Annotated in this window: 9 protein-coding genes; 8 read left to right on the top strand and 1 reads right to left on the bottom strand. The window is 34.2% G+C overall.

Annotation, left to right across the window (positions count from 1 at the left end; all coding sequences use genetic code 11):
• A partial coding sequence (gene alaS / locus I6760_RS12630; protein ID WP_196594940.1) for an alanine--tRNA ligase occupies window positions 1-2,598 on the bottom strand: 2,598 nt, incomplete at its 3' end.
• A 254-nt stretch (window positions 2,599-2,852) separates the two neighbouring features.
• Here alaS and pckA point away from each other — a divergent pair.
• The 8 genes from pckA to I6760_RS12590 all read left to right on the top strand — a co-directional run bounded on the left by pckA (window position 2,853) and on the right by I6760_RS12590 (window position 14,828).
• Window positions 2,853-4,424: a phosphoenolpyruvate carboxykinase (ATP) gene (gene pckA / locus I6760_RS12625; protein WP_196594939.1), complete on the top strand. Its 1,572-nt coding sequence runs from the start codon at window positions 2,853-2,855 to the stop codon at window positions 4,422-4,424.
• Between the two features lie 631 nt (window positions 4,425-5,055).
• On the top strand, window positions 5,056-7,911 hold the full coding sequence (locus I6760_RS12620; protein ID WP_196594938.1) for an FAD-binding and (Fe-S)-binding domain-containing protein: 2,856 nt from the start codon (window positions 5,056-5,058) through the stop codon (window positions 7,909-7,911).
• A 200-nt stretch (window positions 7,912-8,111) separates the two neighbouring features.
• On the top strand, window positions 8,112-10,712 hold the full coding sequence (locus tag I6760_RS12615) for a 3'-5' exonuclease (RefSeq protein ID WP_231036588.1): 2,601 nt from the start codon (window positions 8,112-8,114) through the stop codon (window positions 10,710-10,712).
• A gap of 171 nt (window positions 10,713-10,883) precedes the next feature.
• Window positions 10,884-11,384: a hypothetical protein gene (locus I6760_RS12610; protein ID WP_196594937.1), complete on the top strand. Its 501-nt coding sequence runs from the start codon at window positions 10,884-10,886 to the stop codon at window positions 11,382-11,384.
• Between the two features lie 158 nt (window positions 11,385-11,542).
• Window positions 11,543-12,607, top strand: coding sequence for an endolytic transglycosylase MltG (gene mltG / locus I6760_RS12605; protein ID WP_196594936.1), 1,065 nt, complete (start codon window positions 11,543-11,545; stop codon window positions 12,605-12,607).
• Between the two features lie 20 nt (window positions 12,608-12,627).
• Entirely contained in the window at window positions 12,628-13,218 is a 591-nt protein-coding gene (locus tag I6760_RS12600) for an O-methyltransferase (RefSeq protein WP_196594935.1), read from the top strand.
• A 3-nt stretch (window positions 13,219-13,221) separates the two neighbouring features.
• Window positions 13,222-14,448 (top strand): peptidase U32 family protein, encoded by a 1,227-nt coding sequence (locus I6760_RS12595; RefSeq protein ID WP_196594934.1) that lies wholly within the window; start codon window positions 13,222-13,224, stop codon window positions 14,446-14,448.
• A 107-nt stretch (window positions 14,449-14,555) separates the two neighbouring features.
• Window positions 14,556-14,828 carry an acylphosphatase gene (locus I6760_RS12590; RefSeq protein WP_196594933.1) on the top strand — a complete coding sequence of 91 codons (273 nt, stop codon included), beginning with the start codon at window positions 14,556-14,558 and terminating at the stop codon, window positions 14,826-14,828.
• Window positions 14,829-14,866: the final 38 nt, after the last annotated feature.

Below are 14,866 nucleotides of genomic sequence, written 5' to 3'. Positions count from 1 at the left end.
CAGTATTTCAAGTGCTTTATCAAAAGCAGCCGGAATTTTATCAATAAACTTACCACCAGCCTGGGCCATATTGGAACGACCGCCACCATTACCACCTAATATTTTAGCACTTTCTCTAATTATTTTTCCTGCATGTACTCCTTCTTTTACAGCATTATCAGAAGCTTTTACCACTAGATTTATTTTATCATTTACGACAGCACCAATAATTACTACACCATTTTCCAGCTTAGCACAGGTTGTATCAGCAATATTGCGTAATTCATCAATATTATCAGCGGCAGCTCGCCCGGTAACGACATTTACGTTTCCATGTGTTTTTACACCTAATAAAAGTTTCTGTGAATCTATTTTTGCCTGAACATCTTTTACATTATGCAACTGTTGTTTTAAAAGCTTGTTTTCATTTAATATAGAAGTAGTTCTGTTGATAAGGTCGGCATGATCTGTTTTTAGCAATGTTGCCAAGATGTCTAAAGAAGATAATTGAGAGTTGATATATTTGTATGCAGTAGTACCAGTTACGGCCTCTATGCGGCGAACTCCAGCGGCTATACCAGTTTCATTAAGAATTTTGAATAAACCAATTTCACCAATATTAGTTACATGGCTTCCACCACATAATTCCATGCTGAAATTTTTAATAGTAACTACTCGTACAATGTTGCCGTATTTTTCGCCGAATAGAGCCATTGCACCCTGCTTTTTTGCTTCTGATTGTTTCATATAACTTATTTCTACAGGCAAGGCTTTTAAAATTTCTTCATTGACAAGTTTTTCTATTGCCGATAACTGTTCCTGTGATACTGGTTCAAAATTAGAAAAATCAAATCGAAGATGTTCTGGAGTAACGGATGAACCAGCCTGGTTAACATGATTTCCTAGTACTTTTTTTAATGCTGCCTGTAGTAGATGAGTAGCAGTGTGATTGCGTGCTGAAGCTTTTTTCTTGGTTTCATCTATAGCAATTTTTACAGTATCACCAACACGGATCATGCCTTCAGAAACATAGCCTATATGGTAAATAGTGCCATTAGGGAGTTTCTTTGTATTGGATATATCTACTTTTCCCATTTCACTGATAATTTTACCACAATCGCCGATTTGTCCACCGCCTTCGGCATAAAATGGTGTAACATCAAGAATTATTCCGGCTTCATCGCCATCTTGCAGAGTATCAGTAACCTGGGCATTTTTCCAAATACAGATGACTTTTGCTGTTTTGGCAGTACTATCGGCTTTTAATTTTTCTACATCTAAACCACGTAAATCAGGTATATTAATTTTTTTATTTTCCTGGCGGGCTTTTCTTGCGCGGTCTCTTTGCTGTTCCATGGCTTTATCAAAGCTGCTTTTGTCTAATGTCAGATTATTTTCATGGAGAATTTCATCAGTTAGTTCATAGGGAAAACCATAGGTGTCATAAAGTTTAAAACCAATTTTTCCATCAAGAACAGAAGTTTTTTTAGCGTTTAAATTTTCAATTTCCTCATTTAGCAGCGATATACCTTGGCTTAGAGTAAGGTGAAAACGTTCTTCTTCAATATTGATGACTTTTTTTATATAATCTTTCCGTTCTACGAGTCCATCATAAACACCTTTGTATATATCAGCAACTACATCAACAGCATCAGCAAGAAACGCTTTTTTTATTCCTAGCATGCGCCCATGTCTTACTGCCCGGCGCAAAATGCGGCGCAATACATAGCCGCGTCCTTCGTTAGAAGGAAGTATTCCGTCCATTACCATAATAGCTATACTGCGTGCATGGTCAGCGATGACTTTCAGGGAAATATCGGTTTTTTTAGCTTGATTATATTGAACACCTGAAACGCGGCAGGCATATTCAATAATAGGATATAAGAGATCTGTTTCAAAGTTAGTTGGCTTTCCCTGAATTACAGAAGCTAGTCTTTCGAGTCCGGCACCAGTATCAATATTCTTTTTTTCAAGAGGAATGTAATCGCCGGTTTCAGTATGATCATACTGGGTGAATACAAGATTCCAGATTTCCAAATAACGGTCACAGTCACATCCTGGGGCACAATCAGGACTACCACAGCCGCGTTCTTCTCCTAAATCTATGTAAATTTCTGAATCAGGACCGCAGGGGCCAGTACCTATTTCCCAGAAATTATCATCCATTTTTACAATTTGCTTAGGATTAACAGATGTTTTTTCCGTCCATATTTTATAAGCTTCTTCATCTTTGGGATAAATACTTACCCAAAGTTTATCTGCTGGTAGTTCTAATTCCTTAGTTAAAAAATCCCAGGCCCAGGGAATAACTTCACTTTTAAAGTAATCACCAAAGGAAAAATTTCCCAGCATTTCAAAATAAGTCTGATGCCGGGCAGTGCGTCCTACATTTTCTATATCACCGGTCCGTACACAACGTTGACTAGTTGTTATTCTTGTACAAGGCGGTTTCATTTTACCAGTAAAAAAGGGCTTGAATGGAGCCATTCCAGCGCCAATCATCAGCAAAGATGGATCGTTTTTTGGTATTAAAGAAAAACTGGGGAGCCGTAAATGTCCCCGCTGTGCAAAATATTGCAAGAATTTTTCCCGCAGCTCATTGCCGCTCATATATTTCAAAATCTTCTACCCCCAAATTGTATAATTACACATACATTTCATTATATAAAAATAGCAATCTAAAGTCAATTAATAAGCTTTGTTAAGATTTATAATAACAAATAATTACAAAGTATATTTTAAATCATATATTATTAAACATGTTTGATTAATCTAAATTATTTAAAAATTAGCAGGAATAAAGTAGAAAAACGAGAAGTATATAATAAAATAAAGGTCGAAATATAAACTATTAATGAAAGAAGTTGGTTGTTGTGGAAGAAAAAAATTTTTCAGCTGAAGATATTTTATCTGGTGCTAGAATAGTAGCATATGATCTCACCGTTCCTGAATTATTTGAAGAATCCATACGAAATAAAGAAGCTATATTGTCACAAAGAGGTGCGCTCTGTGTTTATACAGGAAAATATACAGGACGTTCTCCTAAAGACCGGTTCATTGTCGATACACCATCAGTACATAATCTAGTGAGCTGGACAAATAATGCTCCTTGCACAGAAAGCACATTTAAAAAATTATATCATAAAATAAAATGCTTTGCGAAAAATCATAAAATTTATGTAAGTGATAACTATGTTGGGGCAGATCCTCAGCATAAATTACAGGTAAAATGTATTACTGAATATGCGTCACAACATCTTTTTCTAAAAGAATTATTTATTAATCCTGATAAACCACCTGTTACGCCAGAAGGTTTTACACTTGTATGTTTTCCCAGTGTATTAGCTGATCCGCATGAAGACGGAGTTCATTCAGAAGCTTTTGTTGTTATTAATTTTGACTATAAAATGGTAATCATAGGCGGAACAAAATACTGTGGCGAAATGAAAAAATCTATTTTTTCAGTAATGAATTATATTCTGCCGCAAAAGGGAATATTATCAATGCATTGTTCGGCAAATGTTGGAAAAGATGGAAAAACGGCTATTTTCTTTGGCTTAAGTGGGACAGGTAAGACTACGTTGTCAGCAGACCCCAATCGGCGTTTGATCGGCGATGATGAACATGGTTGGAGTGAAAATGGGATATTCAACATTGAAGGAGGATGCTATGCTAAATGCATCCATTTAACAGAAGAAACCGAACCAGAAATATATAATGCCATAAGATACGGTTCTGTTTTAGAAAATGTTGTCCTTGATCCACGCACTCGTAAAGAAGATTATGATGACTCGCGGTATACGGAAAATACGCGTGCGGCTTATCCACTGGAATATATTCCCAATGCCATTCATCCTAGCATGGCAGGACATCCTACAGCAATTATATTTTTAACAGCTGATGCATTTGGAGTGCTTCCGCCTATTTCCAGACTTAATCCCAAACAGGCTATGTATCACTTTTTGTCTGGTTATACAAGTAAAATAGCAGGAACAGAACGAGGAATTGTTGAACCGCAGGCTACATTTTCCATTGGTTTTGGTGAACCATTTTTACCACTTTCTCCATTAAAATATGCACGATTATTAGAAAAGAAAATTCAGCAGCATAATACTAAAGTTTATCTGGTGAATACGGGTTGGACTGGTGGACCATATGGTATAGGGTCGAGAATGAAGCTTAAATATACTCGGGCAATGATTACTGCGGCTTTAGAAAATAAGCTTGATAACGTAGGATGGACAGCTGATCCCATTTTCCGTATTGAAGTACCTGATTTCTGTCCAAATGTTCCTACTGATTTGCTAAAGCCTGTTAATACATGGTCAGATAAAGCTGCTTACGAAAAACAAGCTGCTAAATTAGTAGGATTATTTGCTAAAAATGTAAAGAAATTTAAAGGCGAAATGGACGACGATATTTTGAGTACAGGTCCTCGAATTTAAAGTATTATGACAGAAACCAGTCCATTTTTAAACAATAGGCGATAATATACGGTCAGTATATTTATAATAAGAGTTACAGTTGTAGCATTTCAATTATTTTAGAATGGTTGGTGAGTAAAAATAAGAAGGCGTTTCTTAAGATTTATAGGAGACGCCCTTTTATTCATATGAAATAGTATTGTTATAGAAGAAAGGATAATCTACAATTCAATAAAAATCAATAAAAAATATTTATATAAAGAAGGAGAGGCTATCATTACCAATACTGACGGGCAATTATATTTTTTTTATATAGTAAGATAAAAATGAATTTTTGAATAAAATAGTATTATATTTTTCAAAAAAGTTAATATATAGACGTTACTACCGGAAAATAAAGGATAAAAGAATTGAGCAATTATTCAAGACAATTTGTTAAAATTTTCACAGATATTGACTTATAATAGTAATGATTTATAGTATATACAGAAGATGATTGATATTATATATGAATCATATGTAATAAATACTAGTATGTAAACTAGCTGCTGATATTTCTCTAATGGGGTTTATTATTAAGTACATATATCGTTGTCAGTATCTGTGTATACTATACTAAGTAACTTACTAATATATGAAAAGGGTGGTTTTTATGGCAGTAAAGAATAATTATAATGATCTTGCTGGTTTACCAGCACAGTACCAAACTTTTTATCTTGATATTATCCAATATATACCTAAACAAAGAGTTTTTATAGATCCTGTTATTACTTATGCCTATGGTGTTGACGCCAGTTTATACAGGATGACACCAAAGATTGTAATAAAAGCAAGAACTATCAAAGAAGTATCCTCTTTGATAAAACAGGCAGCACAGCAGAAAATATCGCTTACTTTCCGGGCTGCCGGTACTAGTTTGTGTGGACAATCGTTGACAGATTCTGTTTTGGTTATAATTTCAGAGGGATGGCAAAATTATTCTATAAATAATAACGGGGAACAAATTACACTGCAGCCGGGAATAATTGGCTCCGCCGCTAATGTATATTTAAAACCTTATTCCCGTAAGATAGGACCTGATCCGGCATCAATTGATCATGCCATGATAGGTGGTATGGCAGCTAATAATGCCAGCGGAATGTGTTGTGGGACTTCTGATAACAGCTATAAAACAGTTGAAGATATGAAATTGGTTTTTTCTGATGGTTCCGTTTTAAATACTGCTGATAAGGATTCTTGTCAGGAATGGAAACAAACGCATACAAAGCTCATTGAGGAAATAGAAACACTCCGTGATGAAATCCAAGGTGACAGTGACCTTAAAGCTTTAATATCTCAAAAATTTAAAATAAAGAATACCACTGGATATAGCTTAAATGCTTTTGTTGACTATTATGATCCCTTTGATGTGTTAAAGCATCTGCTCATTGGTTCAGAAGGGACCTTAGCACTTATCACAGAAATAACATATAGGACTATTATAGATCATAAATATAAAGCATCGGCTTTAATGATTTTTCCTGATATGAAAACAGCGTGTCTTGCTGTTATGAATTTATATCGGCCGCTGGTTTCCGCGGCTGAATTACTTGATCGTATAGCCTTGCGCTCGGTGGAAGATTGGTCTGGTGTTCCTTCTTATATAAAAACACTACCGGGAAAAGCAGCTGGTCTTTTAGTGGAAATAAGAGCAGAGAATAATGACGATCTATACAAAAAAATAGGCGAAGTGAAAGCAAAATTAGCAGATATCAATAATCTACGTCCGATTGAGTTCACAGATGTAAAGGCGGAATATGAACGTTTATGGAAAATCCGTGCTGGTATTTTTCCCGCAGTAGGAGGAATTCGCGACCTTGGTACTACTGTTATAATTGAAGATGTAGCTTTCCCCAAAGATACATTAGCAGATGCAGTGATGACTCTAAGAGAATGTATGGATAAACATGGCTATGGCGATGGTATTATTTACGGGCATGCTTTAGATGGAAATGTTCATTTTGTATTCACACAGTCATTTAGCTCAGAGGAAGATAAGAACAGGTACAAAGTATTTATTGAAGATATTTGTCGGTTTGTTGTTGAACAATATAATGGATCATTAAAAGCAGAACATGGAACAGGCCGTAATATGGCACCATTTGTTGAATTTGAATGGGGTAAAAAAGCCTATAAAATGATGAAAAGGCTAAAAAAAGCCTTTGATCCGGATAATATATTGAATCCTGATGTAATTATTACGGAAAATGGGAATTTGTTTATAGAAAATATAAAGGCAATGCCGCCTACACAGGATATTATAAATAAATGTATTGAATGTGGTTATTGTGAAGTTAATTGTCCTTCTCATAATTTTACTTTTTCACCACGTCAGCGCATAGCATCCCAACGGGAAATAGCCCGCTTGAAATTGACAGGTGAAAATCCGGCATTGTTGAAACGTTTTGAGGAAGAATATGAATTCTTAGGAGAAGAAACATGTGCAGCAGACGGATTATGTCAGCTGACTTGTCCTGTTTCCATAAATACAGGAGATTTTACTAAATATGAACGTTCTTTAAAGGTTACGCCAAAGACAGAAAATGCAGCTAATTTTATTAATAATCATTTCTCAGGTGTCAGCACGGCTATGAAACTGGGGCTGACAGGTGCTAATGCTGCCCATACAATAGTGGGAACAACTGCAATGGAATATATAACTAAAAAGCTGCGCAAGGCCAGTGATGGTAAAATTCCCCGCTGGACAAAATGGATGCCTAAGAGTGGCAGCACTCCAGTTCATAAACTTACTGAAGCTGATAGAAACAAACCTAAGGTGGTTTATTATCCAAGTTGTGTGACAAGGATGATGGGACCGGCTAAATACGATTATGATCAAAGACAGCTTAACGAAGTAATGATTTCTCTTATGGAAAAAGCCGGGTATGCGGTTATTCTGCCTGATAATATGGATAAATATTGTTGCGGTATGCCATTTGAAAGTGAAGGATATTTCAAAATAGCCGATCAAATGAGTGCCAAACTGGAAAAATTACTATTGGAATGCAGCCATGATGGAGAATATCCAGTTTTATGTGACACTAGTCCATGTGTCTATCGTATGAAAAAAGTTATGGATAAAAAATTAAAGATATATGATACAGTTGACTTCATACATGATTGTCTGTTGGATAAGCTTAGTATAAAAAAATTGCCGGAAACAGTAATGATACATGTAACTTGCAGTGCTAGGAAAATGGGATTGTTAGAAAAATTTAAAGCTATTGCTGAAGCTTGTGCCCAAAAGGTAATCATCCCAGAAAAAGTCCATTGCTGTGGATTTGCCGGTGATAAAGGATTTAAAATCCCTGCACTTAATGAATCAGCATTGGAACATTTAAATGAAGCTATCCCAGCTGGTTGTACACACGGATACTCCAATAGTCGAACCTGTGAAGTCGGACTTGCTGCCAAAAGCGGAATATGCTACCAGTCAATAGCTTATTTAGTTGATGAATGTGCTGAATAGATAACATGTAGTGAATTTATCATAAAATAAAATTCATCATACGCGGTGATAGGGCGGGCTTTCTGGCATTGATAGATGCTGGAAAGCCTTGCTTTGTAATAATAAAACGGGCTGTATTTTTCCTATGGTATATTTTTTATTCAATATATAATATAATTTTAACAAAACCTTATATAAAATATCATTAATAGGATGAGTTTATGGAAAATAAAATATTTAATATGCTGAATAAGATGCAAAAGCAGGTTGTAAATGATCTACAGAATAATATACTGCTTAGTGCTTCTGCGGGAACAGGGAAAACTAATACATTATTGTACCGGATGGTGAATATAATTGATAAAAATAAGGCGGCTCCAGAAGAAATATTATGCCTAACTTTTACTAACAAAGCCTGCCATGAGATACAGGAGCGCGCTGCAACAGTACTGGGAGAAAACAGTCTGAATATTGCCATTATGACTTTCCATAGTTTCTGTTATAATTTAATAAAAATTGAAGCTAAAAAAAATTCTGACTTATTTGCGGATTTTGTTATTTTTGACGAGGATGATTGTGCGGAAATCATAAAAGAATTCAATGTTTACAAATTTGTAACAAAGTCGTTGCAAAATTTTATAAATTTGGTGAAAGAAAACAGAGCTGTTTATAATATTTATTCAAATAATCTACATACAGATTATGCAAGGGTGATAAAAAAATTATTCAACAGTGAAAATAGAAAGCTGGACAGAGTATGTGTTAACCAGCATTATTTTCTTGATAAAAAGATGAAAGCATTGATGCAAGCAAATGGTGCAGATATTGTTACAGCATATGATCACAGGTTACAGGAAATGCATGGGCTGGACTTTACTGATTTAATAATTACAGTATATAAATTTCTTCAGGATGAAACTATAAAAACGGCATGGCAGAATAAATATAAATATATAAACATTGATGAGATGCAGGATACTAGCGAATTGGAATATGAAATATTAGCACAAATTTTCCCTGGCAATAATATTTTATTATGCGGTGACTATTTTCAAACGATTTATGAATGGCGTGGTTCTAATCCACATACGATATTAAAAAAATTCAAGGCAAAATATAATCCCCGTCTTATTGTTTTTAATGAAAATTATCGAGCAACTCAAATGCTTTTGCGGGCATCATATGGTTGTTTGAAAAAACTATTTGGAGAAAAAGTATATGCTATATATAAAAATGAAATAAAAGCCGTTAGTAGAGTCCAGGGAGAGAAGATTATTTTTAAAGAAACTAAAAATGTTGCTGATGAGGCAAAATGGATATTTGAAGAAATTCATAAAATAGGGATAAAAGATGTTGCCCGTATAGGCATACTTACCAGAAGCAACAAGTATAATCAGCGACTCAGTAAAAACTTCAGTATATTAAACAATAGATTGCCTAATGCTGATAGAGTTAATTTTATTTTAGTTGATGAATTTAAATTTTTTCGGCGGCAGGAAATAAAAGATGTACTGGCTTTTTTACGCCTTATAACAAACCGATATGATGAGACCAGTTTTAGACGCATATTAAAAAAGTTTGCTATCGGTATAGGTGAAAAAACTATTGCAGCTATAGAGACAAAAAAATATCATAAGGCAGGAATAAATATTATTGATTTTTTGGATAGAAAAACTTATGAATCAAGCGGAGATCCGTTCGGTATTTTACTTGATGCCCTTGCTAAAGATAAAGTAGTTGTTTTTGATGTTGAAAGTACAGGAACTGATACAGCCTGCGATGAAATTATACAAATTGCTGCTGTAAAAATTGACAAAAATGGAACTATAATAGATAAATTTGTCCGAATGGTCAAGCCAAATAAAAAGGTGGGACAGTCCTTTTATGTACACGGTTTTTCCGATGCATTTTTAAAAGAAAAAGGTGAACCACCGGCATTGGTATTACAAGAGTTTATAGAATTTTCCCGTAATACAGTGATCGTTGGGCATAATGTGGGCTATGATATAAGTATTCTTTACAGTCAGCTTGATAGATTAAATATGAATAAGCCAGATTTTATCACTTATTATGACACATTGGATATATTTAGAAGATTTTATCCAGATTTAGCTAACCACAAGTTATCTTTTTTAAGTGAATATTTCGTTATAGAAAATAAACCAACACATAATGCACTTGACGATGTAATGGCCACAGTGGGATTGTTGTTATATGCAGTGAAAAAGAATATAGGGCCATCTGTGTTAATAAGAAAAAAATATATTAGTAAGTATATAGATCAGTTTAGGTGGATAGCTGTTCAGATGCAGGAACTTACGGATAATAGCTATATTGTTCGGCCATATGATCTTATTGCCAAGATAATGAATCTAACAAAGATAAAAGAATATTATAAAAATGAACCTGAACGTATTGACAGGATAAGAGAATTATATCTTATTGCCAGGGAAATTGATAATAAAAAAGTCTATTCACGTGATGCTCTAAATAATTTACTAAAAATCAGTGCTTTATCAAATAGTGATATGGATAGAATGCTTATGAAGGTACCACGTATACCAATAATTACAGTTCATCAGGCCAAGGGAACAGAATTTGACTATGTTTTTTTGGCCGGCATGCAGGACGGGATCTTTCCGGCTTATCTGGCGATAAGGGAAGGGGTTGTCGAAGAAGAAAAACGATTGTTTTATGTGGCGATAACACGAGCTAAAAGGCAATTATTCTTGACATGGAGCCGAATAAGTGAACATGGCCGGGCAAATACCGTAAGTAGGTTCATAAAAACCATTCCAGTCGATTTTGTACAAAAAATTTAACAGAAAAATTTTTTGTTATAAGTATTGTGAATGTAATATATTAATATAGCAAATTATATTTTTAAAATAATATTAATTTAAAGATTTTTTTATTAAAAATATTTGCATAAATTGATTTTATCCTTCATAATAATGGAAGTATCAGCAAGTTAACTTTGAGGAGGATTTTTTATGAAAAAAATATTTTTTGTTTTTGCCGCGATTTTTTTGATAGGTGCATCAACGGCAATGGCAGCACCTATTAATACTTTAGCAAATAATGAAACAGCAGTGGGGATAGGAACAAGAGAATCATATATAGAACATAAGTTCTCCCCTAAATTGACTATTGGTTATCAATACTTAGACAGAGACGAATATAATCATCAGAATGATATATATGCACAATATGATTTGTTTGGTTCTAATTTGAAAGCCATTGCCGGTTTTCGTAATAATCTACCAGGTGATAATTCAAATGGATATGGTGGGATAGCTGTAGTTACTCCGAATATGATAGGGCCTCAGGCTTATGCATCATATGTAAAAGGCAGTGATTTTGATGAAACACAGGTTGGCATAAATATGAATGTTATTGCTAATATCAGCCTTAATGTAAATTATCATAATTTTGATCCTGATCATGGCCATAGCGAAAATGGTGTAGGTGTGGGTGCTACTGTTAAGTTTTAATCAGTTCCATTTATTAAAAAGCGGTATTCGTTTTAAGAGTACCGCTTTTTTGAGTGAAAAATTCTTTACTGATGAAATAAAGATGTATTGCTTAAGTGCAATTCATGCAGTATCATAATTAATATGAATTTATTACGATTCATTCGGAGGGATATTATTTGTCGACTGTTTTGCATAGCCTGATAGGCAGTCTTAAAAAATGTGTATTATACATAAAAGAAAATAGACTTTTCGGTATTCCATTAAAGTATATAATGTGTGTTTTTTTATTATTTATAGTAGCAATAATAATTGGTTTTCATTCTGTCTATGATAAAAAAGCTGCTAGTACTGTTGTTATTGAAATAAAACCAGGTATGCAGACAGTACAAATTGCGTCTTTATTGAAAGATAAGGGAATTATATATCACGATATATATTTTCGTGTTCTTGCTAATATAGAAGGACTGGATAAGGAATTAAAAGTTGGCCGGTATGTACTGCATAAAAATATGACTGATAGCGAAGTTATGCAGCTTCTTATTAGTGGTCCTCGTGTGTCAATAGTTAAAATAACAATACCAGAAGGATATACGGTAGAACAAATAGCGGATCTTTTAGCTGAAAACGGTGTGGTAGACCGAGATAAGTTTTTAGCTTTAGCAAAAACTTATGTACCATACGATTATATGAAAAATTCCAATCCATATATAAGATATGCAGTGGAAGGGTATCTTTTTCCTGACACATATGAATTTAGAATAGATTCATCAGCAAAATATGTTATGGATGTAATGACAGGACAATTTAACAGGAAATTTAATGAGACATTAAGAAACAGGGCAGGAAATTTGGGCTTATCGGTTAATAGTGTTGTAATAATGGCTTCCCTGGTTGAAGCAGAAGCCAAATTCAATGAAGACAGACCTGTGATTGCGCAGGTGTTTTTTAACAGGTTAAAAATCAATATGCCACTGCAGTCAGATACGACTATTCAATATGCCTTGATGCATCGAAAAGCAAGTATTTCTATAAAGGATACTAAAATGGATTCTCCATATAATACATATAAGCATTACGGATTACCTCCAGGCCCTGTAGATAATCCTGGGCTGGCTTCATTAAAAGCGGTTCTTTATCCTGAAAAAAACGATTATTTGTATTTTGTGGCAGATAGTAGTGGACATAATCATTACAGTCATACATATCAGGAGCATCTTAATAAAATAAAAAATTTGAATTGATGTTGGGATAGATTTTTATAATGAAAGAATTATTACAAGAAATGCAGGAATATGCAATTATAAATCATGTTCCGATTATAAAAAAAGCGGCAGCAGATATTTTATGTTGTTATATTAAACAAAATCAACCGGAAAAAATTTTAGAAATAGGGACAGCTATCGGATATTCCGCGCTGCTGATGGCAGGAAGTAGTGACGGAAATAGCAAAATTACTACTTTAGAAATAAATGATGCGCGGATCAGTACGGCACATAGTTTTATCAACCGTTCAATATATAGGAATAATATTGAGATTTTAAAAGGAGATGCGGGGCAGCTTCTGCAAAATTTGCCGGGGAAATTTGACTTTGTTTTTATAGATGCAGCTAAGGGACAGTATATTAAATATCTAGCAGCAATTATGCCTTTATTGGCTGATAAAGGCATAATTGCTGCTGATAACGTTTTATTTCGTGGTTATGTGGAAAGCAAAGAAAAACCACCGCGCCGTTATAAAACAATAGTAAAAAGATTGCGTGAATATATAAAAGAGCTAGACAGTCGATCAGAATTTATCACTGAAATATACCATGACGGTGATGGTCTGGCTGTGTCACAGAAAAGGATTTGAAAGATGAATAATAAAGTAGAACTATTGGCTCCGGCCGGAAATCTGGAAAAATTGAAATTTGCTATTATATATGGTGCTGATGCTGTATATTTAGGTGGAAAGAGATTTGGCCTGCGTACGTATGGCGGTAATTTTTCCCTGAAAGAAATGGAAGAAGGAATACTTTTTGCCCATAGTAGAAAGAAAAAAGTTTATGTGACAGTGAACATTTTTGCCCATAATAAAGATTTAGAAGGGCTGGCAGATTATGTTTTAAAGTTGGAAGCATTGAAAGTAGATGGAATACTTGTATCAGATCTGGGTATCTTTTCTATTGTTAAAACTACAGCACCGGGGCTGCCTGTGCATATAAGTACTCAGGCCAATACTACAAATTGGGCCAGTGTAAATGCATGGGAAAAGATGGGAGCAGAACGCATAGTTTTAGCCAGAGAACTTTCATTGCAGGAAATACAAAAAATACGTTGTAAGTCATCCGCGGAATTGGAAATGTTTGTACATGGGGCGATGTGTATATCTTATTCAGGACGTTGTGTAATGAGTAACTATATGACGGGACGCGACTCAAACCGTGGAGAATGTGCACAGGCCTGCCGTTGGAAATATTCGATAGTTGAAGAAAAAAGGCCTGATGAATATTATCCTATTGAAGAAGATAGCCATGGCACATATATTTTTAATTCAAAGGATTTATGTCTATTACCATATATTAGTGATATAATAAAAAGCGGTGTAAATAGTTTAAAAATCGAAGGACGTATGAAAAGTATATATTATGTTGCTGGAGTGGTAAAGGTTTATCGTGAAGCTATAGATACTTTTTATAATAAACCGCATAAGCTTTCGGAGCTGCAAAGTAAGTGGCGTGAATCACTAGAAAAAATTTCGCATCGTCAATATACTGCTGGTTTCTTTTTTCATAACCCAACGGCAGAAGATCATGTATATAATACATCTGCCTATACACAAACAGCTGATTTTGTAGGAATTGTACTTGATTATAATGAAAAAACAGGCTACGCGATTGTTGAACAGCGTAACAATATGAAACAAGGTCAACGGATAGAATTATTCCAACCTAATCTGCCATCATATTATCAGACTATTGACCAAATGTTTAATGATGAAGATAATAAAATTGCTGTAGCTCCTCATCCACAACAACACGTGAAAATGAAAATGGCCCATCCAGTGGAAAAATATGCAATACTTCGTCGCGATATTGTATGACTTTTTATAAAGCTTTCCCATATTCATTGAATATAATAAGATGAATATTTATAGTGAGGAATATACAATTTTAAAGCAGGATTATTAAAGATTTAGGAGGGGTTTTTATGAATAGATATTTTGCTACAGCATGTGGACGTGTTCAGGGTGTTGGCTTTCGTTATTTTGTCCAGACTACAGCTAAAAAATATGGATTAACCGGCTGGGTAAAGAATATGGATGATGGTACTGTTACGATAGAAGTGCAGGGAGAACAGACTGAAATCGATAAATTATTTGCTGCTGTAAAAAAAGGCAATATGTTTATAAAAGTTGATGAATTAGCTATAAAACCTATGAATACAGTGCATGAAACTAGTAGCTTTACTATAAAATATTAATTATAACTAAGTAATGATAATTTTATAAATTTAATTAA

Source organism: Pectinatus sottacetonis (assembly GCF_015732155.1).
Classification (GTDB): domain Bacteria; phylum Bacillota; class Negativicutes; order Selenomonadales; family Selenomonadaceae; genus Pectinatus; species Pectinatus sottacetonis.
Note: the sequence above shows the minus strand (reverse complement) of the source record. Positions and strands in the feature narration are given on the sequence as shown.

Excerpts from the sequence above, each read along its gene's own strand:
- I6760_RS12620 (WP_196594938.1), top strand. The coding sequence starts at position 5,056 with ATGGCAGTAAAGAATAATTATAATGATCTTGCTGGTTTACCAGCACAG.
- I6760_RS12615 (WP_231036588.1), top strand. The coding sequence starts at position 8,112 with ATGGAAAATAAAATATTTAATATGCTGAATAAGATGCAAAAGCAGGTT.
- I6760_RS12610 (WP_196594937.1), top strand. The coding sequence starts at position 10,884 with ATGAAAAAAATATTTTTTGTTTTTGCCGCGATTTTTTTGATAGGTGCA.
- I6760_RS12600 (WP_196594935.1), top strand. The coding sequence starts at position 12,628 with ATGAAAGAATTATTACAAGAAATGCAGGAATATGCAATTATAAATCAT.
- I6760_RS12595 (WP_196594934.1), top strand. The coding sequence starts at position 13,222 with ATGAATAATAAAGTAGAACTATTGGCTCCGGCCGGAAATCTGGAAAAA.
- I6760_RS12590 (WP_196594933.1), top strand. The coding sequence starts at position 14,556 with ATGAATAGATATTTTGCTACAGCATGTGGACGTGTTCAGGGTGTTGGC.